The sequence below is a fragment of the Rhizobium sp. PRIMUS64 genome (assembly GCF_023006465.1).
Classification (GTDB): domain Bacteria; phylum Pseudomonadota; class Alphaproteobacteria; order Rhizobiales; family Rhizobiaceae; genus Rhizobium; species Rhizobium leguminosarum.
This window is the reverse complement of record NZ_JALBGX010000011.1, coordinates 79210-104220: the sequence shown is the minus strand read 5'-3', so window position 1 is coordinate 104220 and position 25011 is coordinate 79210. Positions and strand designations below refer to the sequence as shown.

23 protein-coding genes and 1 pseudogene are annotated in these 25011 nt (G+C 60.2%); 14 read left to right on the top strand and 10 right to left on the bottom strand.

Annotated elements, in window-relative coordinates:
- The 3 genes from MOV76_RS07305 to MOV76_RS07295 all read left to right on the top strand — a co-directional run.
- Positions 1-903, top strand: a 903-nt coding sequence (locus tag MOV76_RS07305) for a sensor histidine kinase KdpD (RefSeq protein ID WP_247264205.1), incomplete at its 5' end; no start/stop codon positions are given.
- Complete coding sequence (locus MOV76_RS07300) at positions 900-1592, top strand: response regulator transcription factor (protein ID WP_047617855.1); 693 nt, start codon at positions 900-902, stop codon at positions 1590-1592. The genes MOV76_RS07305 and MOV76_RS07300, both read left to right, overlap by 4 nt.
- A 41-nt stretch (positions 1593-1633) precedes the next feature.
- Positions 1634-2089, top strand: coding sequence for a PTS sugar transporter subunit IIA (locus MOV76_RS07295; protein ID WP_247264204.1), 456 nt, complete (start codon positions 1634-1636; stop codon positions 2087-2089).
- 68 nt (positions 2090-2157) lie between these two features.
- On the opposite strand, the gene MOV76_RS07290 is transcribed toward MOV76_RS07295, so the two are convergent.
- The gene (locus MOV76_RS07290; protein ID WP_026188774.1) at positions 2158-3174 is read right to left on the bottom strand and encodes a porin; all 1017 of its coding nucleotides are present in this window, start codon (positions 3172-3174) and stop codon (positions 2158-2160) included.
- 364 nt (positions 3175-3538) lie between these two features.
- On the opposite strand from MOV76_RS07290, the gene MOV76_RS07285 reads away from it, so the two are divergent.
- From MOV76_RS07285 to MOV76_RS07265, 5 genes are all read left to right on the top strand, one after another.
- Positions 3539-4564: a sulfate ABC transporter substrate-binding protein gene (locus tag MOV76_RS07285; protein WP_018246501.1), complete on the top strand. Its 1026-nt coding sequence runs from the start codon at positions 3539-3541 to the stop codon at positions 4562-4564.
- An 8-nt stretch (positions 4565-4572) separates the two neighbouring features.
- Positions 4573-5430: a sulfate ABC transporter permease subunit CysT gene (gene cysT / locus MOV76_RS07280; protein WP_018246500.1), complete on the top strand. Its 858-nt coding sequence runs from the start codon at positions 4573-4575 to the stop codon at positions 5428-5430.
- A complete protein-coding gene (gene cysW / locus MOV76_RS07275) occupies positions 5420-6292 on the top strand; it encodes a sulfate ABC transporter permease subunit CysW (RefSeq protein WP_018246499.1) in 873 nt (290 codons plus the stop codon). Before cysT ends, cysW begins: the two co-directional genes overlap by 11 nt.
- Positions 6293-6302: 10 nt before the next feature.
- Complete coding sequence (locus MOV76_RS07270; RefSeq protein WP_018246498.1) at positions 6303-7343, top strand: sulfate/molybdate ABC transporter ATP-binding protein; 1041 nt, start codon at positions 6303-6305, stop codon at positions 7341-7343.
- Positions 7344-7607: 264 nt separating this feature from the next.
- Complete coding sequence (locus tag MOV76_RS07265) at positions 7608-8444, top strand: cell wall hydrolase (RefSeq protein ID WP_247264203.1); 837 nt, start codon at positions 7608-7610, stop codon at positions 8442-8444.
- Between the two features lie 36 nt (positions 8445-8480).
- On the opposite strand, the gene pepT is transcribed toward MOV76_RS07265, so the two are convergent.
- The 8 genes from pepT to MOV76_RS07225 form a co-directional block, all read right to left on the bottom strand.
- Positions 8481-9713 carry a peptidase T gene (gene pepT / locus MOV76_RS07260; protein ID WP_247264202.1) on the bottom strand — a complete coding sequence of 411 codons (1233 nt, stop codon included), beginning with the start codon at positions 9711-9713 and terminating at the stop codon, positions 8481-8483.
- Positions 9714-9820: 107 nt separating this feature from the next.
- On the bottom strand, positions 9821-10573 hold the full coding sequence (locus MOV76_RS07255; protein WP_018246495.1) for a metallophosphoesterase: 753 nt from the start codon (positions 10571-10573) through the stop codon (positions 9821-9823).
- Positions 10574-10643: 70 nt separating this feature from the next.
- Positions 10644-11702 carry an ABC transporter ATP-binding protein gene (locus MOV76_RS07250; RefSeq protein ID WP_247264201.1) on the bottom strand — a complete coding sequence of 353 codons (1059 nt, stop codon included), beginning with the start codon at positions 11700-11702 and terminating at the stop codon, positions 10644-10646.
- Positions 11703-11706: 4 nt separating this feature from the next.
- Entirely contained in the window at positions 11707-12537 is an 831-nt protein-coding gene (locus MOV76_RS07245; RefSeq protein ID WP_047617846.1) for a carbohydrate ABC transporter permease, read from the bottom strand.
- 4 nt (positions 12538-12541) lie between these two features.
- Positions 12542-13477: a carbohydrate ABC transporter permease gene (locus MOV76_RS07240; RefSeq protein ID WP_011655107.1), complete on the bottom strand. Its 936-nt coding sequence runs from the start codon at positions 13475-13477 to the stop codon at positions 12542-12544.
- Positions 13478-13577: 100 nt separating this feature from the next.
- A complete protein-coding gene (locus tag MOV76_RS07235) occupies positions 13578-14837 on the bottom strand; it encodes a sugar ABC transporter substrate-binding protein (protein ID WP_018246492.1) in 1260 nt (419 codons plus the stop codon).
- A gap of 35 nt (positions 14838-14872) precedes the next feature.
- Entirely contained in the window at positions 14873-16045 is a 1173-nt protein-coding gene (locus tag MOV76_RS07230) for a PLP-dependent transferase (protein ID WP_166472051.1), read from the bottom strand.
- Complete coding sequence (locus tag MOV76_RS07225; RefSeq protein ID WP_026231008.1) at positions 16042-16764, bottom strand: FadR/GntR family transcriptional regulator; 723 nt, start codon at positions 16762-16764, stop codon at positions 16042-16044. Before MOV76_RS07225 ends, MOV76_RS07230 begins: the two co-directional genes overlap by 4 nt.
- Positions 16765-16921: 157 nt before the next feature.
- On the opposite strand from MOV76_RS07225, the gene MOV76_RS07220 reads away from it, so the two are divergent.
- From MOV76_RS07220 to MOV76_RS07205, 4 genes and pseudogenes are all read left to right on the top strand, one after another.
- Positions 16922-17782: a hypothetical protein gene (locus tag MOV76_RS07220; RefSeq protein WP_247264200.1), complete on the top strand. Its 861-nt coding sequence runs from the start codon at positions 16922-16924 to the stop codon at positions 17780-17782.
- Positions 17783-18030: 248 nt separating this feature from the next.
- Entirely contained in the window at positions 18031-18258 is a 228-nt protein-coding gene (locus MOV76_RS07215) for a hypothetical protein (RefSeq protein WP_130729757.1), read from the top strand.
- 116 nt (positions 18259-18374) lie between these two features.
- Positions 18375-19316 (top strand): annotated as a pseudogene (locus MOV76_RS07210) (IS3 family transposase); the annotation flags it as partial.
- A 145-nt stretch (positions 19317-19461) separates the two neighbouring features.
- On the top strand, positions 19462-22863 hold the full coding sequence (locus MOV76_RS07205; RefSeq protein WP_130729756.1) for a TM0106 family RecB-like putative nuclease: 3402 nt from the start codon (positions 19462-19464) through the stop codon (positions 22861-22863).
- A gap of 58 nt (positions 22864-22921) precedes the next feature.
- Here the strand turns inward: MOV76_RS07205 and MOV76_RS07200 are convergent, their stop codons facing one another.
- Entirely contained in the window at positions 22922-23197 is a 276-nt protein-coding gene (locus tag MOV76_RS07200; RefSeq protein WP_130729755.1) for a hypothetical protein, read from the bottom strand.
- A gap of 459 nt (positions 23198-23656) precedes the next feature.
- Between MOV76_RS07200 and MOV76_RS07195 the strand changes: the two genes are divergently transcribed.
- The gene (locus MOV76_RS07195) at positions 23657-24664 is read left to right on the top strand and encodes a hypothetical protein (protein ID WP_245484589.1); all 1008 of its coding nucleotides are present in this window, start codon (positions 23657-23659) and stop codon (positions 24662-24664) included.
- Positions 24665-24713: 49 nt separating this feature from the next.
- Entirely contained in the window at positions 24714-24992 is a 279-nt protein-coding gene (locus MOV76_RS07190) for a DUF982 domain-containing protein (protein WP_165403399.1), read from the top strand.
- Positions 24993-25011: the final 19 nt, after the last annotated feature.

Below are 25011 nucleotides of genomic sequence, written 5' to 3'. Positions count from 1 at the left end.
CTCTATGTGCCGCTGAGAACCGGGCGCACCGCCGTCGGTGTCATCGGCCTCGACAGTGATCGCCGCGACGGGCCGCTGCTGACGCCCGAACAGCAGCGGCTGCTCGATGCGCTGGCCGACCAGGCGGCCCTTGCCATCGAACGCGTCCAGCTCGTCGCTGATGTCGACCGGGCAAGACTTGGGGCCGAAGCAGACCGGCTGCGCTCGGCCCTACTGACTTCGATCTCGCACGACCTGAAGACACCGCTTGCCGCCATCCTCGGCGCCGCCGGCACGCTGCGCGACTATTTCGCCTCGATGCCGGAGGAAGACCGCAGCGACCTGCTGTCGACCGTCGTCGACGAATCCGAACGCCTCAACCGCTTCATCGCCAACCTGCTCGACATGACCAAGATCGAATCCGGTGCGATGGAGCCGAACTATGCGCTGCATTATGCCGGCGATATCGTCGGCAGCGCGCTGCGCCGTGCCGCCAAGATCCTCGACGGCCACAAGACCGAGATGAACATTCCCGCCGACCTGCCGATGGTGCGCGTCGATCCTGTCCTGTTCGAGCAGGTGATCTTCAACCTGCTCGACAATGCCGCGAAATACGCGCCCGGGGGATCGGTGATCCATATCGAGGGCTGGGCCGATGCCGACAACGTCGTCGTGCAGATTTCGGACGAAGGCCCAGGCATTCCGCCGGCCGATCTCAACCGCGTCTTCGATACCTTCTACCGCGTGCGCAAAGGCGATCAGGTGCGCGCCGGCACCGGGCTTGGCCTTTCCATCTGCCGCGGCTTCATCGAGGCGATGGGTGGCACGATCACCGCCGGCAACCGGACGGGCCGTCCGGGCGCCGTCTTCACCATCCGCCTGCCGAAACCCAACGACATTCCGAAACTGGATGAACTCCGATGACCGGTTCAGCCGTTAAAATCCTCGTCGTCGACGACGAGCCTCCGATCCGCAAGCTGCTCCGCGTCGGCCTGACCGCGCAGGGCTACGAGGTGCGCGAGGCGGCAAACGCCAGCGCCGCCCGGCAGTCGGTCGCCGATGACATGCCCGATCTCATCGTGCTCGACCTCGGCCTGCCCGACACCCCCGGCCACGACCTGCTGCAGGCGTGGCGCGACGAAGGGCTTTCCATGCCGGTCGTCATTCTGTCCAGCCGCACCGACGAGGCTGGTATCGTCAAGGCGCTGGAAAGCGGCGCCGACGATTACGTCACCAAACCCTTCGGCATCAACGAGCTTGGCGCCCGCATCCGCGTGGCGCTGCGCCACCGCCTGCAGCAACAGGGCGAAAAGGCGATCTTCCAGACCGGCGGGCTGTCGATCGATCTCGTCAAGCGCATCGTCAAGGTCGACGGCCAGGAAATAAAACTGTCGCCGAAGGAATACGACATCCTGCGCGTGCTCGCCCAGCATGCCGGCAAGGTGCTGACACACCAGTTTCTTCTAAAGCAGGTATGGGGGCCGGCGGCGGATGTGCAGTATCTGCGCGTCTACGTCCGGCAACTGCGGCAAAAGGTCGAACAGATTCCGGACCAGCCGCACTATATCACCACGGAGACCGGCGTCGGCTACCGGCTCAGGGAACCGGATTGACCTCCCTTCCCTCCCGCTGCCCGAACAGTATCGAGAATGACATGAACCTTCCCAACATCATCCGGCCGGAGCACACCTTCATCGGCGTGTCGGCGCCGACCAAATGGCGCGCACTGCAGATCATAGCCGACAAGGCCGCCAAGGCTTTCTCCGTCGATGGCCAGACCATCCTGAAGGCGCTCGAAGCGCGTGAGAAGCTCGGCTCCACCGGCATCGGCAATGGTATCGCCATCCCGCATGCGGCGATCGGCGGCATGACCAGCCCGCGCGGCCTTCTCCTCCGCTTCGCCCAACCATTGGATTTCGAGGCGATCGACGATATCCCGACTGACATCGCCTTCGTGCTGCTCTTCGGAGAAAATAATCGTGGCGAATATCTGAACGTGCTATCGGCCATTGCCAGGCGGCTGCAAACGGACGGCGCGCTCGCCGCTATGCGCAAGGCAAGAACGGTCGACGAATTTTATTCCGATTTCATCGCCGATTCACGGGTGTGATGACATTATTCTAAATTAAAAAAGGCGCGGCCTGAAGGTCGCGCCCACTCGTCTGCAAAGAGACGATCTTAGAAATCGCGCTGGAAGCGCAGGAAGCCGAACACTTCGTCGTCGCCTTCGTCCTCATCGTGATATTGCACGCTGAGCTTCGTACGCAGATCCTCGACGATGCGGTAGTCGATGGTGACACCGGTCGTGTAGGCGCTGCCGCCGGTGAAGCCGTTACCGTCAGCCTCGAGAGCGATGTTTTCGAAGTACTGGAAGCCGGGGGTGACCGACCACTTGTCGTTGATCTTCAAGGCATACTCTGCTGCGATCGTCCATTCGGACTCTTCGTAGTAGTAGTTGGCGCCGCTTGCCCATACGCCGGCAATGCCGAGCGTGCCCGGGCCGATGTCGGCATAGACGATGCCGCGGACCGCGACTTCGCTGGTGTCGGTGTCATAACCGGCAAGCAGGTAAGCGCTGATGGCGCCGGCCTTGTAGGAGACCTGGCCTGCGACACCAAAGTTGTTCGGGCCATCGCCCGGCTTGGTGGCGTAGTCTTCTTCCAGCTCGTCGACCGAAATGCCGGCCGCGAAAGCGCCATTCTCGTACTGATAACGGATCGAGTTGTGGGTCGTCTCGTTGCTGGCGAGCGTATCGGTCTCGCCGCTCATGTCGTCATCCCACCAGCTATACAGCTTACCGACGCGGAAACCGGCAATATCGATGTAGCCTTCATCGAGCAATGCTTCCTGGTCAGAAGCGTTGTCAACATTGTAACGCAGCGTGATGACGCCGGTGAGCGTGCCGTACTCGGTGTCGTTCTTGGCCTGGAAGGTGACCTGACCGCGGGTCCAGAAGTCTACGTCGGAGTCGCCGGAAATATGGTCACCGAAACGCACTTCGGTACGGATGTAACCGCCGATCGAAAGGCATGTTTCCGTCCCCGGAATATAAAAATAGCCGGTACCGTAGGCGTCGCAAACGCGAACATATTCCACAGGCTCGGGTTCCGCCGCCACGATGGCGTCGGCTGCGCGGGCTCCGGAGGCCGCGGCAAGGGCGGCAACGGAGGCAAAAAGGATAGTTCTGATATTCATTTTGAATGGCCCTAAACAGGTTTGGAATGCGAGGCGCACTTCAAGGGTTGCCCCCGCGTTGCGGTCGGCGAATACGACCGCAACGGAGGCCATATAGGAATCCACAAGTGCCATCGCGGCAAAATCTTGGCAAAAATCTGCATCACCATGTCGTTTTCGTGGAGGAACTGTGGCCAGAAAAACACGGCCCTGCGGCGGGCAGCGCCGGGCGACCAATTGGCCGCGGCCAACTTCGGCACGTCCATTTCCAAATTACCCCTTAAATGGAATGACATTCTAACGGTAGCGCCGGAACCGGAAGAACCTTTGTTTCATTATACGACTGACTTGATAGTGTTTAGGCACAAACACGGAGGGTTCCCCAATGCAGACACAACGGCTCACCCGGCTCATCGCAGCCGCGGTCATGGCAGGCAGCTTCGCAATCGGGAGCATCGCTCCTGCATTCGCGGATCAGACGCTTCTTAACGTTTCCTACGATCCGACTCGCGAATTGTATAAGGATTTCAATGCTGCTTTTGCCGCCAAGTGGCAGAAGGACACCGGTGAAACCGTAACGATCCAGGCGTCGCATGGCGGCTCCGGTGCGCAGGCCCGCTCCGTCATCGACGGTCTTGACGCCGACGTCGTCACGCTGGCGCTCGAAGGTGATATCGACGCCATCGCCAAGAAGACCGGCAAGATCCCGGCCGACTGGAAGACCAAGTTCCCCAACAATTCGACACCCTATACGTCGACGATCGTCTTCCTGGTCCGTAAGGGCAACCCGAAGGGCATCAAGGATTGGGGCGACCTGGTCAAGGACGACGTGCAGGTCATCACCCCAAATCCGAAGACCTCGGGCGGCGCCCGCTGGAACTTCCTGGCCGCCTGGGCATGGGCCAAGCAGGCGAATGGCGGCGACGAAGCCAAGGCGCAGGATTACGTGACGAAACTGCTGCAGCACGTTCCGGTTCTCGATACAGGCGCGCGCGGCGCCACGACCACCTTCGTCCAGCGCGGCCTCGGCGACGTGCTGCTTGCCTGGGAAAACGAAGCCTATCTTTCACTTGAAGAGCTCGGTCCCGATCAGTTCGAGATCGTGACGCCGGCCTTCTCCATCCGTGCCGACCCGCCAGTCGCCATCGTTGACGGCAATGTCGACAAGAAGGGCACGCGCAAGGTCGCCGAAGCCTATCTCAACTACCTCTATTCGGACGAAGGCCAGAAGATCGCCGCCAAGCACTTCTACCGCCCGATCAAGCCGGAAGCCGCCGATCCGGCTGACATCGCCCGCTTCCCGAAGCTGACGCTGGCGACCATCGACGATTTCGGCGGCTGGAAAGACGCACAGCCGAAATTCTTCGGCGACGGCGGGGTATTTGACCAAATCTACAAGCCGGCCCAATAATAGACTTCATGAAAGCACATAGCCCCACGCGGTGGCGGTTCAAGCGGCCGAGTGTCATTCCGGGTTTCGGAATGGCGCTCGGCCTTACCTTGACCTGGCTCACCCTTCTGATCCTCATCCCGCTCTCGGGCCTCGCCGTCCGGTCGAGCGCGCTTGGCTGGGAAACATTCTGGTCGATCGCACTCGATCCGCGCACGCTGAACGCGCTGCGCATCAGCTTCGGCAGCGCGTTCATCGCTGCGATCGTCAATGCTGTCTTCGGCATCATCCTCGCCTGGGTACTGGTGCGTTACCGCTTTCCCGGCAAGCGTGTCATCGATGCCATGGTCGACCTGCCTTTCGCGCTGCCGACTGCCGTTGCCGGCATCGCGCTGACGACGCTCTACGCGCCGAACGGCTGGATCGGCCAGTTCCTGACGCCGCTCGGCATCAAGATCGCCTTTACGCCAGCCGGTATCGTCGTTGCGCTGATCTTCGTCGGCCTACCCTTCGTGGTGCGCACCGTGCAGCCCGTCATGGAGGAAATCGACAAGGAAGTGGAGGAGGCTGCGGCAACGCTCGGCGCCAATCGCTTCCAGACGATTTTCCGCGTGCTGCTGCCAGGGCTGGCGCCCGCCGTGCTCACCGGCTTTGCGCTCGCCTTTGCCCGCGGCGTCGGCGAATACGGCTCGGTCATCTTCATCGCCGGCAACCTGCCGTTCAAATCGGAGATCGCGCCACTGCTGATCATCATCAAACTCGAAGAGTATAATTACGCGGCAGCGACCGGTATTGCGGCGATCATGCTGGTCATCTCGTTCGCCATGTTGCTCGTTATCAATCTCATCCAGAGCTGGAGCAGGCGGAGGTACGGCTATGGCGCTTGATGCGACCGTTCAACCGGTGAAGCTGCGTTCGGTGACCACCGAAAACAGGATCGCGCGCTTCACGCTGATCATTCTTTCGCTCGTCTTCCTGCTGCTGATCCTGCTTCTGCCGCTCGCAGCAGTTTTCGTCGAGGCTTTCCGCAAAGGGCCTGCCCCCTTCTTCGTGGCGCTCGCCGACGCCGAGACCTTGTCGGCAATCCGCCTGACGCTGATCGTCGCCGGCGTCAGCGTGCCTCTCAACCTCGTCTTCGGGGTCGCCGCCGCCTGGGCGATCGCCAAGTTCGAGTTCAAGGGCAAGGCCTTCCTGACGACACTGATCGACCTGCCCTTCTCGGTCTCACCCGTCATATCGGGCCTGGTCTTCGTTCTGCTGTTCGGCTCCAGTACCTGGCTCGGCCAGTGGTTCAGCGCTCACGACATCAAGATCCTGTTCGCCGTGCCGGGGTTGATCCTCGCCACCATGTTCGTCACCTTCCCCTTCGTCGCCCGCGAGCTGATCCCGCTGATGCAGGAACAGGGAACCGCCGACGAGGAGGCAGCCCTTTCGCTCGGCGCCAGCGGCTGGCAGACCTTCTGGTACGTGACGCTGCCGAACATCAAATGGGGTCTGCTCTACGGTGTGCTGCTCTGCAACGCTCGCGCCATGGGTGAATTCGGCGCCGTCTCGGTGGTCTCTGGCCACATCCGCGGCCAGACGAACACCATGCCGCTGCAGGTGGAAATTCTCTATAACGAGTATAATTTCACCGGCGCTTTTGCCGTCGCTACACTTTTGGCCTTGCTCGCGCTCGTGACTCTTGTTTTGAAGACGCTGCTGGAAATGCGCTATAGCGCGGAAATCGCCGCCAGCCGGCGGCACTGAAGGATTTGGAATGGAAGTACGCGTTCAAAACATTCGCAAGGAATTCGATCGTTTTCCGGCACTGCACGATGTCTCGCTCGACATCCGCTCCGGCGAGCTGATCGCACTGCTAGGCCCTTCGGGCTCCGGCAAGACGACATTGCTGCGCCTGATCGCCGGCCTCGAAAGCCCGACGGAGGGGCTGATCTTCTTCGGCGACGAGGATGCCTCGAAGAAATCAGTGCAGCAGCGCAATATCGGCTTCGTCTTCCAGCACTATGCTCTCTTCCGCTACATGACGGTGCTCGAAAACGTCTCCTTCGGCCTCAAGGTCAGAAACAGCGCGCGGCGGCCGCCCAAGGCCGACATCCGCAGGCGGGCGCTCGAACTGCTCGAGCTCGTCCAGCTTTCCGGTCTCGAAAAACGCTACCCGGCCCAGCTTTCGGGCGGCCAGCGCCAGCGTGTGGCGCTCGCCCGTGCGATGGCCGTCGAGCCGAACGTGCTGCTGCTCGACGAACCCTTCGGCGCGCTCGACGCCCAGGTGCGCAAGGACCTGCGCAAGTGGCTGCGCGATATCCACGATCGCACAGGACATACCACCGTCTTCGTCACCCACGACCAGGATGAAGCGCTGGAGCTTGCCGACCGCGTCGTGGTCATGAGCCAGGGCGCGATCGAACAGGTCGGCACGCCCGACCAGGTCTACGACAATCCGAATTCTCCCTTCGTCTTCGGCTTCATCGGCCAGTCGAACTGCCTGCAGGTCGAGATTACTGACGGCGACATTCGCTTTGAAGGCCGCTCGCTCGGCCTCAATGCCGAGGGCGAGCCTGATGGCACGGCGCAGCTCTATTTCCGCCCGCACGACGTCAGGCTCTGCGAATCAGCCGAAAACTGTATTGCCGGCCATCCGGTCTCCAGCCGCCGCGTGGCCGGCACCCGCCATATCGAGTTGGATATCGGCAATGATCGCCCGCATATCGAGATCGAATTGCCGCCGAGCGAGGCCGACAGGCTTGACCGCAACCGGGTAGCCTTCAAGCCGACCCGCTGGAAACTGTTCCGCAGTTGATGGAGATTGGGGGCCCGCCGCCCACAGAGTCGTGCGTCTTTTCAAACGCGCGACTCTGCAACACATTGAATTTCTTCATAATTTTATGCTGGAATCGATTCCCATCTCAGGAATTACGCAATAGCTTATCGCCGGAATCGTATTTGGCGAGAGTCCCTTAAGGTTTTTGTTATCTAAGGTTGTTTGTATTTCAGTCATATGACGAGTAAAACGTTTTCGCTTAATCATTAAGGGCTGGACTAATCCCATAGGAGGCACCTGGCGTTGAGGGCGGAGATTTCCTTTGGAAAATCCCTGATCGGGGTTTTGTTCGTAGGACTGGCAGCGGCAAGCTGCACGACGACATCGAAACCGGCGGCAACGGCGGCGAACACCAAGACGAAGCAGGGCCAAGCGACGAAAGTCACGTTCAATTATACGGCCAAAGACCGCGAGTGCCTGCAGCGCGCGATGTATTTCGAATCGCAGCATTCGGACGAGGACGGCTACATGGCGGTCGGGACCGTTGTCATGAACCGGCTCACCTCCGGCGCCTATCCCCCGTCGATCTGCGGCGTCGTGGCCCAGAAAAGGCAGTTCGCGCCCGGCGTGATGACGCGCGAAGTCAAACCGCAGGCGGAAACTGAGCTTGCTAGCGCGGCCGATGCGATCCTTATTAAGGGCGCACGCCATCCCGCGGTGAAGGACGCGATGTTCTTCCACACCGATGGGCTGAAATTCCCTTATGACAACATGCACTATGTGACGGTCGCCGGCGGTAACGCCTTCTACGAGAAGCGCGACGCCAACGGCACGCTTGAAACGCCGCCGCCGCTGCCCTCCTACGAGGTGGCGATGAACTATGTGCCCGGCGAAAGCATGCTGCCGCCGCAATTCGAGGCACTGATTCCCTCGGCGGTTCCCGTTCCTCTGCCGGCGCCGGACCCCATGGCGACGGCGAGCACGGGGCAGATGCGGATAACTGCGCCGGTGACCGCGCCGGAAACATTGCCGGTAACATCGGTCGAGCCCGAGCCGGGAATGCCCATTGCGATCCCTATTCCCCGCCCCGCCTATGACAGCGTGATGCTGCGTGAAAGCCTTCCGGCGAACGGCGGTTAAACCGCCTTTCGGTTTAAGAGTTAGGCGGAAGCGCGCCTAGGCGCGCTCTTCCCAGACCTTTGCCAGTTCCACGATCGTTTTGACGGCCTTTTCCATGTCCTGGCGGCTCACCCATTCGAGCGGCGAGTGGAAGGCATGGCCGCCGGCGAAGATGTTCGGACACGGCAGTCCCATGAAGGAAAGGCGCGAGCCATCCGTGCCGCCGCGGATGCTGCCGCGCACCGGCGTCATGCCGGCCCGGCGCACCGCCTCGATAGCGTTCTCGACGATCTCCGGGTGACGATCGAGCACCACCTTCATGTTGCGATACTGTTCCTTCACCTGGAAATGATAGGTCGAGCCGGGATAGGCAGATATCACGTCCTTGACGATGGCTTCGAGCATCGTTTCCTTTTCCGTAAGCCCCTTTTCGGTGAAGTCACGGATGATGAAGCTCAGCGACGCCTTCTCCATCGAGCCGGTCACGCCGGTGGGATGGATGAAACCCTGCTGGCCTTCCGTGGTCTCGGGGGCAATATCCGTCGGCAGCCGGTCGATGATGGCGCCTGCGATCTTGATGGCGTTTTCCATGCGGTCCTTGGCGAAGCCAGGATGGATTGCCACACCTGAAATGCTGATCTCGACGCCGTCGGCCGAGAAAGTCTCGTCCTCGATATGGCCGGCCGTCTCTCCGTCCATCGTATAGGCGAAGTCGGCACCGAGTTTCTTCAGGTCGACCTTGTTGACGCCGCGCCCGACTTCCTCGTCGGGCGTGAACAGGATCTTGATCGTCCCGTGCTTGATATCAGGATTGTCGACGAGGATCCCAGCCGCGGTCATGATCTCAGCCAATCCCGCCTTGTCGTCGGCGCCGAGCAATGTCGTTCCATCGGTCGTGACGATATCGTTGCCGATCTGGTTCTGCAGTTCAGGATGATCGCTGACGCGGATCACCCGGCCCGTGTCGCCGGCAAGCTTGATATCCCCGCCGGCATAATTCCCGACGATCTGCGGCTTGACATTCGTGCCGCTGAAATCGGGCGCCGTATCCATGTGCGAGCAGAAACAGATGACCGGCACCGTCTTGTCGCTATTGGCCGGAATGGTCGCGTAGACATAGCCGTGTTCATCGAGACGTGCGTCCGCAAGACCGATCTTCAGCAGTTCATCGACCAGAACCCGTCCGAGATCCTTCTGCTTGCCGGTGGTCGGTTGCGTCGACGAGGCGGGGTCGGATTGCGTATCGATAACGACATAACGGAGAAAGCGGTCGAGAACAGTGTCGGTCATAGCATCCATTCCAGCAGCAGGATCACGCAGAGGATATAGCCCTCATGGGCGATGCGACAAAAGATTTTTCCGCTCGCAGTTCGGGAGGGTTTCCCATTCAATCCATTTCATGCGCCGCCATCGGATGCCGGAATCGATACCACATGGGAAACCAGGCCGCCGTCGCTAACTTGGTGCACGAGGAAGGACGGAGCGTCGATCACCGGAAGATCGGCCCGTCCTTCTAACAGAAGCGGATTGGGTGGGCAGAGGGAGCCGCAGGTCTGGACAGGGATCATTCCCAGCCGACCAAATGCAGGTCGGTGGACATGGCCGCAGAGAATCGCCAACGGCAGCCTATGCATCGTCTCCAGGGTACTGAGAAGCGCACTGTCGTTCCGGCATCCGACCTGGTCCAGCGCCTCGATGCCGATCCTGAATGGCGGCTGATGCATGAACAGAAGGGCGGGCGTCGTCAGGTCGGCAAGCGCGCTCATCAGCCACGGCAGATGCGGCAGGACGTCACCGTAGCTCTGACCGGCGACGGTCACATCGACACCGAGGAGGGTCAGCCCATCGACGGCTGTCCGGAAATGCATCGGTCCCGTCGCATTGATCCATGTGCCGACGGCGGCAAGTTCGGAGCGCATCAATTGCACATCGTCACCGTTGCCCGGCAACAGGTGGACAGGGCAGTCCAGCGACCGCAGGCTTTCGGCGACCAGGCGATAGCCTTGCCGCCATCCGTCGTCCACCAGATCTCCCGTGAGAACAAGCGCATCCGGGCGGAACGTCTTCAGCCAGCCTATCGCCAGCTCCAGCGTCTGGAGCGACGAAAGGTCCGGCCCGGCATGGATATCGGATATCTGCGCAACGAGCATGTTATGCCTCCCCGCCCCCGCCGAAGAGAGTATGCCAAAACCGACAGCAACGGGCCACCGGCTCTGCTGTTCAATCGACGCGTTTTCCCTCGCCGTCGAACACATGCAGATATTGGGCCGGGAAGGCGACATTGACCTTCGGACCTGCCTTCAGTGCGTCCCGGGTCAGCGTGAAGATCTTGAACGGCAGACCATGCAGGGCAAGGTGCAGGATGATGCCGAAGCCTGTCGGTTCGACGAGTTCCACGTCGGCGGCAAGCCCCGCCCCGCCGTCGCTCATCAGCACATGCTCCGGCCGGATGCCGAGCGTCACCTTTGCGCCGTCGACAAGCGGCAGAGGCTTTGCAAGCGGCACGATCGTGCCGTCCTTCAGCCTCACGCCGCCGGCATCATAGCTGGCCTCGAGGAAATTCATCCCGGGCGAGCCGATGAAGCCGGCAACGAAGAGATTGGCGGGGCGGTCGTAGAGTTCCAGGGGACTGCCGACCTGCTGGACCACGCCGCCATGCATGGCAACGATCCGGTCCGCCAGCGTCATTGCCTCGATCTGGTCGTGGGTCACGTAGATTGAGGTCGCCTTCAGGTCGCCATGCAGTTTCTTGATTTCGGCGCGCATCTGTTCGCGCAGGCGCGCATCGAGGTTCGACAGCGGTTCGTCGAACAGGAAGGCCTTCGGCTGGCGGACGATGGCGCGGCCCATGGCGACGCGCTGGCGCTGGCCGCCGGAAAGCGCCTTCGGCCTTCGTTCGAGCAGTGGATCGAGGCCGAGCTTGGCGGCGGCCGCGGCGACCGCGCTTGCAATCTTCTCCTTCGCCACCTTCCGGAGCCTGAGGCTGTAGCTCATGTTGCCGGCGACGTTCATATGCGGGTAAAGCGCATAGGACTGGAACACCATGGCGATATCGCGGTCCTTGGGATGCAGTTCGTTCACCCTGACCCCGGCGATGCGGATCTCACCTGATGTGACCTCCTCCAGCCCAGCGATCATGCGCAGCAGTGTGGACTTGCCGCAGCCGGACGGGCCGACGAGCACGACGAATTCGCCGTCCTGGATTTCGAGGTCGACGCCGTGCAGCACCTGCACATGGCCATAGGCTTTGCGGATATTCTGGATATCGATCGATGCCATGTGTTTAACCCTTGACCGCGCCGGCCGTCAGGCCCTGGACGAGATAGCGCTGGATGAGCAGGAAGAAGAGGCCGGCCGGGATGAGCGCCATGACGCCCGCCGCCATCATCTGCCCGAAATCCACCGAGAATTTCGAAACGAAGGTGAGAAGGCCGACGGGGAAGGTTGCCGCGTCATTGCCGTTGATCAGCATCAGCGCGAAGAGCAACTCGCTCCAGGCGGCAGTGAAAACGAAGCCGAGGGTGGCGGCGATCCCCGGCAGCGTCAGCGGCAGGATGATCTGTCGAAACGCCGTGAACTGCGTCGCCCCGTCGATCTTCGCCGCCTCTTCGAGATCCCTCGGGATGCCGTCGAAGAAGGACTGCATCAGGAAGGTGGCGAAAGGCACGTTGAAGGCGGTGTAGACGATGACGAGCCCGGTCAGGCTGTTGGTCAGATGCAAAGGCGACAGGATCTTGAAGATCGGCGCGACCAGCATGACCAGCGGGAACATCTGGGTCAGCAGCATCAGGGCGACGATCCAGTATTTTGCCCGGAAATTGAAACGCGACAGCGCGTAGCCGGACAGCGAGGCGCAGATCGTCACAGTGACGGCCGTCGACGCCGAGACGATCAGGCTGTTTTTGAAGAAGGTCGGAAAGGCGCTGTGGCGCAGCACGAAGGCATAGTGATCCCATGTCGTGCGCGACGGCCACATCCGCACGCCTTCGCTATAGAGCAGGTCGTTCGGCGTCACCGAGACCTTGAGCAGCCAGAACAGCGGAAACAGTGCGAAGGCGATATAGCAGAGAATCGCCACACGGTGTGCGATGGTAGGAATGACGGATCGTCTCATGGCCTCAATCCTTGTTCAGCAGCGTCTGCCGGAGCAGGATGATCAGCATCGAATAGGCAAGCAGCAGCACGAGCAGCACCAGCGCGATCGCCGAGGCATAGCCGAAGTCGAGCCGCCTGAAGGCTGTCGTGAAGATGTAGCTGGCGACGATCTGCGTCCGGTCCGCCGGCCCGCCATTGGTCATGACGACGATGAGATCGGCGAAATTGGAAATCCACACGGTACGCAGCAGCACGGTGATGGCGATTGTTGGCGCCAGAAACGGCAGCGTGATCGAGCGGAAGCGCTGGAACCAGCCGGCGCCGTCGATCGATGCCGCCTCATAGAGATCGCGCGGGATCGCCTGCAAGGCGGCAAGCAGCGTAATGGCGAAGAACGGAATGCCCCACCAGACATTGGCAACAATCGGTCCCCACATCGCATAATTGGGATCAGATAGGATATTGCCCGGCTCATGCATCAGCCCGAGGGCGAAGAGCCAGTGCGGGATCGGCCCGATGACCGGGTTGAACAGCCAGGCCCAGTTGAGGCCGGCGAGAAAGGACGGCACGGCCCAGGGCAGGAAGACCAGCGCCTGCGCGATTGCCCGGCCCTTGAACGGCTTGTCGAGCAGCAGCGCCAGGATCAGCCCGAAGACGAACTGCAGGACGACGGAGGCGCCGGTCCACCAGAGCGTGTTCCGCAGCGCCCCGTAGAAGGCGGCATCGCCGGCAAGCTCGCGGAAATGATCGAGCCCGATGAAGCCGCCGGAAAACGGATTGAGCAGCTGGATATCGCGGAAGGCGTAGGAAATGCCGACCGTCAGCGGCACCAGCATCACCGCAATGATCAGGATCAGCGACGGCGCGCTGTAGAGATAGGGCTCCGAAGCATCGGCAACGCGACGCAGCCATGGCCTGCGGTCGCGACGCATGTCGAGCGTATCGGCGGAAATGGTCATCAGCCAGCAGTTCCCATTCGCGGCGTTCATGCGCCGTCTGTGTCATCAAGGAAGCGACGGCGGCCCCCGTCTCGAAAGGCCGCCGCCGTCAGTCCGTTGCTTATTTCTTGGCGAGGAACTTTTGCTGCGCCTTGGTGAGGTATTCCGCCCACTGGTCGGCCAGATCCTTTGCCGAGATATCGCCGAGCAATGCCTGCTGCGAGGTCTTGATCGCCAGCGAATCCTTGAAGAAGGCGAATTCCTCGAGGTAGGTCGGCATGACTGTTGGTACCGTGTTCGGGTCCGCCAGTTCCTCGAACCAGCCCTTGAACTGGTCACCGGCATAGAAGGGATCCTTCTCGGCCGCCGTATAGGCCGGCAGAGCGCCGATGCGCTTGTTCCACTCGATATTGCCTTCCGGCCCTTCGAGGGTGGCGATCAGCTTCCAGGAGAGATCCTTGTTGCCGCTGGTCGTGAACATCGACCAGCCACCATAGCCGATCGTCGGGAAGGACTTGCCGTCGGGACCCTTCGGCAGCGGCATGACGCCGAAATCGTCCTTGTTCATGCGTTCGGCGATGGCGATCAGCGCATCCGGATCCTGGTCGAGGAAAGCGCAGGTGCCGGAATAGAAGCCGGCGACGACTTCGTTGAAGCCCCAGTTGACGCTGTCCTTCGGCGCATAGCCCTTCTTGTAAAGATCGACCATCCATTCGATGCCCTTGGCCCAGCCGGGGCTGTTCATCGTCGAGGTGCCGTCGTCGTTGAAGTACTTGTTCGAGCCGGCCATCGAGGCGGCAAAGATCATCCAGCCGTTGAGGCCGCCCGGTCCGCCGCGCATGCAGTAGCCGTATTTGCCGGACAGTTTGGAAACCTTTTCCGAAGCGGCGGTGAATTCTTCCATCGTCTTCGGCGGTGCGGCGACGCCGGCTTCCGAAAGCAGCTTCTTGTTGTAGAACATCGCCCTGAGATAGAAGCCGTAGGGCAGCATATAGGCGGTGTTCTTGACGTCGCGGCCGAGTTCGAGCGCGCGCGGCGTCAGCTCCTTGGTGTGTTCCCACTTTTCAAGATAGGGCTCTAAGCTCTCGAGCATGCCGTTATTGGCATAGAGAGACAGCCAGGTATCGGGCATTTCCATCACATCGGGCACGTCGCCGGCGGACACCATGGTCGCGAATTTCTGGAAAGCTTCGTTCCAGGGCAGCGAGATGATGTCGACCTTGGTGCCGGGATTGGCGGCTTCGAACTTGCCGACGATCGATTTCAGCGTTTCGGTGCGCTCCGGGCTGGTGATGACTTCGACAAGCTTGAGCGTGGTATCGGCAAACGCCGTACCCGCCATCATCGAAGCAAAGAGCGTCGAGATTATTAGTTTTTTCATGGCTCAGTTCCCCCTTATTAGGTTTCTCTCGGGTTTCAGGATTGTGAGGCGGCGGCGAGCGCCTCCTCGATGTCTCTCCACAGAGCCTCGGTTCCTTCGAGGCCGACATGGAGACGTACGGATCGCGCATGGATGCCGAAGGCATGTGCGGAATTTGGCTGTGCCTTCTGCTGAAGCACCACCTCGCCCGGTACGATCAGGCTTTCATGTCCACCCCAGCTTACGCCCAGTTTGAAGAGCTTGAGGTGATCGGCGAAGGCGCGGATATCGACGCCCTCGCGGAAGATGAACGAAAACAGGCCCGAGGTGCCGTTGAGCCCGGCGGGCAGACGGTTGGCGAGCCCCGGATGGCAGACCGTCTCCACCACGTCGAGCTTCTGCAGGCGCCTGGCGATTTCGAGAGCGGATGCCTCGTGGGCCCGCATGCGCAGCGGCAGCGTGCGCAGGCCGCGGATCAGGAGCCAGGCGTCGAACGGCGAAAGCTTGCCGCCGAGATAAGGATAGGCCTCGGCCTTGACGCGTGCAATCATCGCCTTCGAGCCGGCGATGACGCCCGCCACCACATCGCTGTGGCCACCGAGATATTTCGAGGCCGAATGAATGACGAGGTCGACGCCGAGCGTCAGCGGCCGCTGGAAGAACGGGCTTGCCCAGCTGTTGTCGATCATCGAGACGACGCCGTGTTGTCTGGCGAGTGCTGCGAGCGCGCCGACATCATGCGCTTCCATCACCCAGCTCGTCGGGCTCTCCATGTAGAAGACCTTGGCGCCGGGCAGCGCCTTGGCGACCGCCTCCTCGTCGCGCCCGTCGACATAGGTCACCTCGATCTTCATCCGTTTCAGGATGGTGCCGAACAGGCGAAAGGCATCGGGATAGACATGTTTGACGGCAACGATGCGATCGCCCGGCTCGACGAAGCTCAGCACCGCCGACGAGATCGCCGCCATGCCGCTCGCAAAACCCAGCGCATCCTCGGCACCTTCGAGCTTGGCGAGCATTTCTTCGAAGGCACGCACTGTCGGGTTCAGGCCGCGCGTATAGATCGGCCGCACCTTCTCGCCGCGATAAGAGGCGATCATATCGTCGTAATCGGAAAAGGTGAAAAGCGAGGTCTGGAAAATCGGCGGCACGACGGCGTCTGCGAAGTTGCCTTCGTCGTGAGCCGTGATGAGGGAAGCAAGATCGAACGGTTCTGCGCCGTTACTCATTTGGACATTTCCTTGATGTCTTCCTCGACGATGTCGAGAATTTTCAATGTTTCCGCGCGCGCCGCCTCGGGATCCCCGGCAGCGATCGCGTCGAAAAGCGTACGGTGAAAGGGAAAGGACCGGCGCGCGAAATCCTGCCGGTCGAAGGGATGTTCCCAAAAGCGCTCGAAGGTCTCGCGCATCTGCTCGAGAAGCTGGCGAAACAGCGGATTGTGGGTGGCGTCGTAGACAGCGAGGTGAAAGGCCAGATCCTCCGGGCCGGAGGTGCCTTTCTCGATATGCACCCGCTCCATCTCGTTCAGCTTTTCCTCGATGACGACGAGATCCGTGTTCGTGCGTCGCCGCGCCGCGACCATGCCCGCCTCGCATTCGATGCCGCGGCGAACCTCCAGCGTCTGCAGCAGCACGTCGCGCAGATGAACCGTGTCGAACGACAGCGGCATGTGAATCGTCGCCCTGGAAACCGGTTTCAGCAGATAGGTGCCGCTGCCCTTGCGCGTCTCGATGACGCCGAGCGCCTGGAAGTGGCGGATCGCTTCGCGAATGGTCGAGCGGCCGACGGCAAGGGCTGCCATCAGCTCGCGCTCGGCCGGCAGCCGGTCACCCGCCTTCAACCTGGCTTCCTCGACATAATCCGCCAGCGCATCAGTCACCTGACGCGCGCGGTCCATGACCGGAAGCGGCCGGATCACCGGCCTGTCGCTGCTATTTGCCTTCATGGTTCCCCATTTTTCTTCTCAGGCAGCCGACCGTGGAATTGGTCTGACATCTTAGCATTTCTCAAAGAGCGAAAGACGTCAAGTCGCCTTCGCTGCTGTATAAGGAACTCTCGCATGGCCCAGACCGCGGGGTTGGTGTCCCAAAAGAAGGCCTGGCATGGCCAAGAGGGTTTTCGGCAACTTGGAAGGGCGATTAGACGCGCTTGAATTCAGCGGGAGCGTTGTGAGGATTTTGCCGTTTCGTCTCTTGCAAGCTCGTGCAGCATTGTCTGTGAAACGAGGAACCCACGCGATGAAACATGGCAGGCCAGACTATCACTCAGAACGATTCCGCGAACTTTCGATCAAGATGAGGCTGCGGATGCACAAAGCGTCTCACGAGATAATGCGAGCGAAGTCACAAGCTGAGGCGGATCAGATCGTTTATGGTGAGTATGGAACACTCGATCTGTCGCTTCTGTCTGAGCGAATGGAGCGTGCGGAAGAAGTTGCCAAGACTGTGGCCAGATGGCAGCAGAGCGGCAGCAAACTCCACGATGTCTCCCGGCTGCTGTCCACGGTGGCGGAAGGTTTGGCCCCCGCCATCCCAGAAATGCCGTCAGCCCGCGTAGACGACAACTTCTACCTGCATTTCGGCCGGGGCGCGAACCTGCCGATCCGCGGTCTTTCCGACGCCTGGGTGGACGGCGCGTACGTCGAGTTCTCGCGTCAGTCTGAGGGCCCTGGGTATCGGTTTATGATCGTGGGGACGTTTGATGATTGTCGAAGTTCGATAGGCGACCTGCTTCTTAACCAATCTGTTGTCGCTTCCTTTTTCGTCGCTGCGACGTCGACCCTGAGCGATGCCGTCCCAAGACCGCCGGGTGATCAACACATTGATCGTCCGGTATTCGAGGCGGTCGTTAATCGGCTGGCGATCGCCCTTAGATGCGTCGCCAAAGCCGACTTGCCCTATGACATCGAACGCGAGATCAACCTCGTTTCCCCTGCCCTAGCTTGTGTAGTCCTCAGGCACTGACCGGCGTCAGCGAGAGAAGAGGCCTTCTTGCCTGAGGTTCCGGGCGAGAAGCATGAATTCCTCAAACTCGGCTTTGAAATTAGCCTGGACGCCCATGCTATTTGGCTCCTCCACCGACTGTGGATAAGTCGAACAACGTGCACAGCGTTCAGGATTTGCGGCATTTCCACATCGTGCGATTGCACCGCAGCTTTCGCGACTCAACTGAATATGTCCTCCTTCTGATGCAACCAGAAAGGAAACACTCCATGCTCTACAAATACACAAGCAACTTCCAGCAGATTGACCACGTCAATTTTGACACGGAACGGCAGCCAGGATTTATCTCTCCCGATTCAGCAATCTATCGGTGTGTTCACTGCGGTGATGAGATAGCGGCCAACAAAGGTAATCCATTGCCTCCGCAGAATCATCATCAGCATAACCCGCCAGCTCCCATCAGATGGAAGCTGCTTGCTGTGGCTGTTCAGAAGTAATTACAACGTGCCTGTTCGCCGTTCCGCGGGGGCCACTGATCTGAACCCCTCAAACTGGACCAGTTTTGGTTAGAGTTTTCCGGTGCATTTTCCTGGCTGGGAAAGGACGGAAGACGATGAAGGCATCGCAATTTTCGGACGCGCAGAAGGCGTTCGTTCTGAAGCAGGGTGATGAAGGTGTGCCGGTGGCGGAGATTTGCCGGAAGGCGGGGATCAGCCAGGCGACCTATTTCAATTGGAAGAAAAAGTACGCTGGAATGTTGCCGCCGGAGATGAAGAAGTTGAAGCAGCTCGAGGACGAGAACGCACGGCTGAAGAAGATCGTCGCGACCTGACACTCGACCGCGAGATGCTGCAGGACGTCATTCGCCGAAAGCTTTAAGGCTTGCTCGCAAGCGGGAGGTGGTGAAGGGCATGTGCCGCGATTGGGCGATCTCGATCCGGCAAGCTTGTAGGGCACTGAACTTCGATCGGTCGACCTACCACTACACCTCTCGCCGTGCCGATCAGGCCAGCCTGGAACGTCGTATTCGTGAGATTTGCGAGACCCGTGTCCGTTACGGCTATCGGCGGGTGCATGTGCTCTCAGAGCGTGAGGGTTGGGGCACCAATATCAAGCGAACTTATAAGATTTACAGAGACTTGGGCCTTCAACTGCGGAACAAAACGCCAAAGCGCCGGGTCAAAGCCAAACTGCGGGAGGATCGGCAAATGGCGTTTGGACCGAATGATGTCTGGGCGATGGACTTCGCGACCAGCTGGCGACCGGAAAGAAGTTGCGGGTTCTGACGGTGATCGACACGTTCTCGCGCTATGTGCCGGTGCTTGATCCGCGTCACAGTTATCGCGGCGAAGACGTCGTCCAAACCTTGGAACGGGTATGCCGGCAGGTCGGTTACCCGAAGACGGTCCGTGTCGATCAGGGCACGGAATTCGTGTCACGCGATCTCGACCTCTGGGCCTATGCCAAAGGCGTGACCTTGGACTTCTCACGCCCTGGCAAGCCGACTGACAACGCCTTCATCGAGGCGTTTAACGGCCGCTTCCGGGCGGAATGCTGACCAATTCGCATTTTCAATAACGACCTCTCGCAGTGTTCGTCCCGATTGGTGCTGGGCTTTCCAGTCCACCTCTTGCACAAGTGCGACGACGCACTGTGCCTGAAGATTCGACAAGCTGCTTCGCACTCCTTACAGTTGAATCATGCAGCGAGTCGGCACTCAACTCATCCTCAGCGCGCATGATCTGATTGGGCATCTGAGCTGTCGCCATTTGACGGCGCTCGATCTCCAGGTTGCGGAAGGAGCTTTGGCCAAGCCAGTCCATTGGGACCCGCTGCTCGAGGTCCTGAGGGAGCGTGGGCTGAAGCATGAACAGGGATTCATCGATAATCTGAAAACGCAAGGCCTCCATGCTACCGTCATAGACGGCATTGACGTGAACGATGACAGCGTCGGCGCGACCATGGACGCGATGCGTTCAGGGCAGCAGATCGTGGTGCAGGCGGCGCTTCGCGACGGCCGATGGATCGGGAGGGCGGACGTTCTGCGGAGGGTGGAACGAACCAGTGACTTGGGTCCGTGGTCGTACGAGATCATCGATACTAAGCTCTCCCGAGAGACGAAAGGCGGTACGGTACTTCAGCTAAGCCTCTACGCCGAACTTCTCCATACTATACAGGGTATTGCGCCGGAGTTTGTGCACGTCGTTGTGCCCTGGTCCAACTTCGAGCCGCAGACCTTCCGCGTCTCTGACTTTGCCGCTTTTTTCAGAAAAGTGCGGAGGGCCACCGAAGAGGCTACGGCTGCCGCACGGGGCGATCATTACCCAGAGCCGACGGACCATTGCGACGTTTGCAGATGGGCCGAGCAGTGCGATACCCGGAGGCGCGCCGACGACCATCTCTGTCTTGTCGCCAACATCTCGAAAACCCAGATCGCGGAACTGCGGGCGCATTCTGTGACAACGACAAAGGCGCTCGCGGACCTTCCCTCGCCGATGCCCTGGAAACCTGACCGCGGTTCGCCTGCGAGTTTCGACAAAGCGAGAGCGCAGGCCCACATCCAGGTGAGCGCCCGGGAGGCTGGCGAACGGCAATTCGAAATGCTCGAAGTGGTTCCGGGCACCGGGCTCTGTCGGCTGCCCGAACCATCTCCCGGCGACATCTTCTTCGATCTCGAAGGCGATCCGTTCATCGGCGAGCACGGGCTCGAGTACCTGTTTGGTTATCACTATCGTGGCGCAGCAGGCGATTTGGTTCGTGTTGCCGATTGGGCGTTTGACAGGAACGCCGAAAAGGCCGTTTTCGAGCGGTTCATGGATTTCGTCACGGAACGCCGCATACAATTCCCGGACCTCCACATTTACCACTATGCTCCATATGAGCCCGGCACTTTGAAGCGGCTCATGGGGCGCTATGCCACGCGTGAAAGCGAGGTGGATAATCTCCTGCGCGGCAACGTGCTCGTCGATCTCTACAGCGTTGCTCGCAATGCCATTCGGGCCAGCGTCGAGAGCTACTCGATCAAGAAACTGGAGCCGTTTTACGGTTTCGAGCGCTCGATGCCGTTGAGGGAAGCGAACGTCGCGCTCTCAGCACTTCAGGCGGCGTTGGAACTCGATGACTGCCGCTCAGTATCTGACGATACCAAAGCGGTGGTTGCCGCCTACAACGACGACGACTGCCGATCGACGGAAGCATTGCGCGACTGGCTCGAACGGCTCCGCGCCGATGCCGTCGCTTCCGGCATCGTCATCGACCGCCCCTCCCCCGAGAACGAAGAACCGAGCGAAAGCGTCTCGGAGCGCGAGGCCCGCGTCGCGGAACTCATCGAGCGGCTGACACGGGACGTGCCGGTCGACGCCGCCGAAAGGACGCCTGCCGAGCACGGCAGGTGGATTCTCGCTCACAGCCTCGGCTGGCACCGGCGGGAAGCGAAGGCAGGCTGGTGGGAGTACTTCCGGCTTTGCGACCTGACCGCGGAGGAACTGCTGGACGAGAAGGCGGCATTGGGTGGGCTGCGGTTCGTCGGCACGGTCGAGCAGACAAAGGGCGGCATCCCAACCGACCGCTATGAGTTCGATCTGCAGGATACGGACATCCGTGACGACGACGAGCTTCGGGCCATGGGCGGAGAACCCTTTGGCAAAGTCGTGGCGATCTCGCAGGATGCCCGGACAATTGATGTCAGGAAGAGCAAGAAGTCGGCCGGTCTCCATCAAGAGGGGGTCTTTGCCCACACGCTCATCCGCACCCCCGAACAAGAAAACTCCCTGATGAGGCTCGGTGAGTATGTTGCCGACCACGGCATAGAGGGGAGCGGCTCCTATCAAGCTGCCCGCGATCTCCTCCTACGCCGGCCACCCCGGGTCGAAGGACCGCTGCAAAAGGATGGGGAGGACACTCTGGCTTGCGCAGTCCGAATTGCGCCGCTGGTCAATGGTGGCGTGCTTCCAATTCAGGGGCCACCGGGGACCGGGAAGTCCTTCACGGCGGCGCATATGATCTGCGCGCTGGTCAAACAGGGGAAGCGGGTCGGCATCACCGCCAACAGCCACAAGGTGATCCGCAACCTGATCGACAAAACGATCGAGGTCGCCAAGGAAAAAGGCACCAATGTCCACGCGGGCCAGAAGCTCGCTTCGAAGGCGGAGGATACTGACGACATCCAGTTCTACATGGACAATGGGAAGGCGGTAATGGCGATCGCGTCCGGCGATGTGCAGTTGATGGGCGGAACTTCCTTCTTCTGGGCCCGCGAGGACGCCGCGAGCAGCGTTGACGTGCTGTTCGTGGACGAAGCCGCACAAATGTCGCTCGCCAACGTGCTGGCGGTCTCGCAGGCGGGGCCGACACTCGTCCTACTCGGCGATCCGCAACAGCTGGAGCAACCGACGCAAGGCTCTCATCCCGACGGGACAGGAGTATCGGCGCTTGACCATCTTCTGCGGGGACAGAAGACCATCTCGTCTGAGCAGGGTCTTTTCCTCGAGAAGACGTGGCGGCTTCACCCCGACATCACCGCCTTCAACTCCGAACTGTTCTATGAAGGCAAACTCGACTCCGAGAAGACCTGCGGCGTCCAGGGGATGGCTTCGGCAGGACCGTTCAAGGGCACTGGCCTCCGCTACGTCCCAGTTCGCCATTCCGGCAACCAGTCGCGTTCCATCGAAGAAGCAGACGCCGTTGGTCGGATCGTCGCAACACTGCTGGATTCACAAATGCACTGGACCGATCGCAAGGGCGTAACCAGACCTCTGGCGCTGGAAGACATCATCATCATCGCACCCTACAACGCTCACGTGTTCGAGATTCAGAAGCGCATCCCGAGGGCACACGTTGGGACGGTCGACAAGTTTCAAGGTCAAGAAGCCCCGATCGCGATCTACTCGACGGCCACATCCAGCTACGCTGACGCACCGCGCGGGATGGAGTTTCTCTACAGTTCGAACCGATTAAACGTCGCTATGAGCCGCGCGAAATGCATGGCCATCATGGTCGCTTCGCCGGAGCTCTTCGAGGCGGAATGCAAGACCCCTCGCCAAATGCAGCTCGCAAATGCGTTCTGCAGGTATCTCGAGATGGCTGAAGTCGTGGAGCTTTAACAACCGCAGGCCTCACAAATCCACATCAGCAATCTATCGATCCGACACTGAGCCTGGTTCATAGGTCCTTCCTCTCAAGCGTGCAGACTTCGAGATCGTCTTCGTCGAAAACTATCTCGGCCACTCGATACGGGGGGCCATCAAACCAGCCCATTGCAACTGCCTGCTCATAAGTAAGCGTTTCGTGCTCTTTCGTGCCATCAGCCTCGACGGTCGTCATCTCAACCGGGTGGATGCCAATCGCGACAACTGTGCGCGTGCCGACGTCGGTACACCTCCACCGCCTCTTCCCGCACCAGAACTCCAGACCGATCTGAAACTCCGAGTGTTCCATGAATGATATCCCTGATTTAGTATGTGATCATTGCAATAGCCGAGTGTCGGGTCTCGAGGCTGCTGCTATCTCGTAAAAGTCGAATCGGGAGGATCACAAACCTGGCTCGCGCCGAATAAGGCGCTCTCTCCAATCCAGCCACGCGCGGTTTATGATAGTTGTTTCCTTAACCGGAGCGCCCATAGTCCAATACTGTCGGCCGTCGATGTCAAGGTAGACAGCGCTTCTATTTGTAGGCTCAAACCACCTTCGTTCGCCCTGGGTCCGGATAAATGAGACGGCTTCCTCAAACAGGGCCTGGTCCTGCGGCGGATCATCGAATTGCCGTACCGAGTATTCGTGCGGCCACTGCGGCATGGTTTTCGCGTAACGCCAGTGGCGCGTACCGATGAACTTCTTGAAGTCATCAATGCAATCCATTGGGTCTCGTCTCTGGTCCTGAATTTCAAGAGGCTAATCATGCGACTGCTCATGACCCACCTCGCCCAATTCAGCTCGCTCTCCAAACAGGGAGAGTTGCTGTGCACGCAGGGGCTTGCCTACCTTCTCCAGAATCCGGATGCACGCAAGAGCTTTGGGGACCATATCTCCAAGGCGGTGGGCCGAACTATCGACGCCGACTTGACTTGGCGAGCGGAGGCTCGACAGAAAGACGGTGCCCGCCCCGACTTGGAGGGCTGCACGGCTGACGGAAAGCTCGTGGTCAAGATCGAGGCGAAATTGGGCGCGGCGTTTGGTGAGGGCCAACGCAGTTCGTACCTTGGCGACCTTCAAGAAAGGTCTGATCGTGGAATGTTGCTGGTGCTGGTACCTCAATACCGCGTTGCTGCGATGAAAGCATCGGTGCCGAACGCGTCCCCTCTTACCGGGCATGGTCCTCGGCAGCACGATACAACTTCCGACTTGTCCGTTGCGGTGATCGATTGGGAGGGGGTTCTGGTAACTCTGAGAGACGTTCGCTCGGACCCGTTCCGCGGTGACCTCGCCCAATTTGAGGCCATGTACAGGGTCCTTTCGGGCCACGACATAGAGCCACTGAGAAGTGGCTCCGAACTGCTCGCTTGGCGCGAGCGGAAAGAGGTATTCGTCAATCTCGTAGATCGAGTTACCCGCCGCTTGGCGCAGCAGAGCCGAGTCCTCCCGATGGGCAAGGATCGCGACGACTACCAGCGTCGATATGTCTGCCTACCGCTTGGCACTAAGCAGCCCTGCTTCAGCGTGGGGGTCCGCGATCCATTTGCGGGGTACACGACGCCTATTTGGCTGCGGTTCCACCGTCTTACGCCCAAGTTCTCGGTTATCCGCGACCGTCTTGTCGCGTCTGGCTTGTCGCAGCAATTAACTGAGTGCGGTGGCCACGTCTGGGTACATCTCGATGTTCCGCTCAATGCCGACGGCGAAAGTCTCGTTAGTTCCTTGGTTGAGCAAGCACAACGGGTTATCGAGGTCGCGTACCAACCGTTGTGAAACACAACGTGTGTTCCGCAAAATCTCTGAGAAGCGGCAGATATGTAGGATGGCAGACACTGCAGGAAACGACGTTGCAGGCCCACGCGCAATACTCTTTTCCGGGATCGGTGGCTGGCGCAAGGCGAGCGGCGCGGTTCACTCGCATAATCCCGCCCTGGGCGATGTGGCTTACATCGCGGCCCTTGAAGCCTGTGAAGGCGTCGACGACGGACATGTTTCAGACGAAAGCGCTCGGCAGTCGTTTTTATTGGCGTTAAAGGAAGCCGAAATCCCATACTCGACCGATATAGAACGAGGAGAACCAGCACAGGACGGTGCAGGGTGACCTCCGGATCATAGCCGCG

Excerpts from the sequence above, each read along its gene's own strand:
- MOV76_RS07300 (WP_047617855.1), top strand. The coding sequence starts at position 900 with ATGACCGGTTCAGCCGTTAAAATCCTCGTCGTCGACGACGAGCCTCCG.
- MOV76_RS07295 (WP_247264204.1), top strand. The coding sequence starts at position 1,634 with ATGAACCTTCCCAACATCATCCGGCCGGAGCACACCTTCATCGGCGTG.
- MOV76_RS07290 (WP_026188774.1), bottom strand. The coding sequence starts at position 3,174 with ATGAATATCAGAACTATCCTTTTTGCCTCCGTTGCCGCCCTTGCCGCG.
- MOV76_RS07285 (WP_018246501.1), top strand. The coding sequence starts at position 3,539 with ATGCAGACACAACGGCTCACCCGGCTCATCGCAGCCGCGGTCATGGCA.
- cysT (WP_018246500.1), top strand. The coding sequence starts at position 4,573 with ATGAAAGCACATAGCCCCACGCGGTGGCGGTTCAAGCGGCCGAGTGTC.
- cysW (WP_018246499.1), top strand. The coding sequence starts at position 5,420 with ATGGCGCTTGATGCGACCGTTCAACCGGTGAAGCTGCGTTCGGTGACC.
- MOV76_RS07270 (WP_018246498.1), top strand. The coding sequence starts at position 6,303 with ATGGAAGTACGCGTTCAAAACATTCGCAAGGAATTCGATCGTTTTCCG.
- pepT (WP_247264202.1), bottom strand. The coding sequence starts at position 9,713 with ATGACCGACACTGTTCTCGACCGCTTTCTCCGTTATGTCGTTATCGAT.
- MOV76_RS07255 (WP_018246495.1), bottom strand. The coding sequence starts at position 10,573 with ATGCTCGTTGCGCAGATATCCGATATCCATGCCGGGCCGGACCTTTCG.
- MOV76_RS07250 (WP_247264201.1), bottom strand. The coding sequence starts at position 11,702 with ATGGCATCGATCGATATCCAGAATATCCGCAAAGCCTATGGCCATGTG.
- MOV76_RS07245 (WP_047617846.1), bottom strand. The coding sequence starts at position 12,537 with ATGAGACGATCCGTCATTCCTACCATCGCACACCGTGTGGCGATTCTC.
- MOV76_RS07240 (WP_011655107.1), bottom strand. The coding sequence starts at position 13,477 with ATGACCATTTCCGCCGATACGCTCGACATGCGTCGCGACCGCAGGCCA.
- MOV76_RS07235 (WP_018246492.1), bottom strand. The coding sequence starts at position 14,837 with ATGAAAAAACTAATAATCTCGACGCTCTTTGCTTCGATGATGGCGGGT.
- MOV76_RS07230 (WP_166472051.1), bottom strand. The coding sequence starts at position 16,045 with ATGAGTAACGGCGCAGAACCGTTCGATCTTGCTTCCCTCATCACGGCT.
- MOV76_RS07225 (WP_026231008.1), bottom strand. The coding sequence starts at position 16,764 with ATGAAGGCAAATAGCAGCGACAGGCCGGTGATCCGGCCGCTTCCGGTC.
- MOV76_RS07220 (WP_247264200.1), top strand. The coding sequence starts at position 16,922 with ATGGCCAAGAGGGTTTTCGGCAACTTGGAAGGGCGATTAGACGCGCTT.
- MOV76_RS07215 (WP_130729757.1), top strand. The coding sequence starts at position 18,031 with ATGCTCTACAAATACACAAGCAACTTCCAGCAGATTGACCACGTCAAT.
- MOV76_RS07205 (WP_130729756.1), top strand. The coding sequence starts at position 19,462 with ATGCAGCGAGTCGGCACTCAACTCATCCTCAGCGCGCATGATCTGATT.
- MOV76_RS07200 (WP_130729755.1), bottom strand. The coding sequence starts at position 23,197 with ATGGAACACTCGGAGTTTCAGATCGGTCTGGAGTTCTGGTGCGGGAAG.
- MOV76_RS07195 (WP_245484589.1), top strand. The coding sequence starts at position 23,657 with ATGCGACTGCTCATGACCCACCTCGCCCAATTCAGCTCGCTCTCCAAA.
- MOV76_RS07190 (WP_165403399.1), top strand. The coding sequence starts at position 24,714 with ATGGCAGACACTGCAGGAAACGACGTTGCAGGCCCACGCGCAATACTC.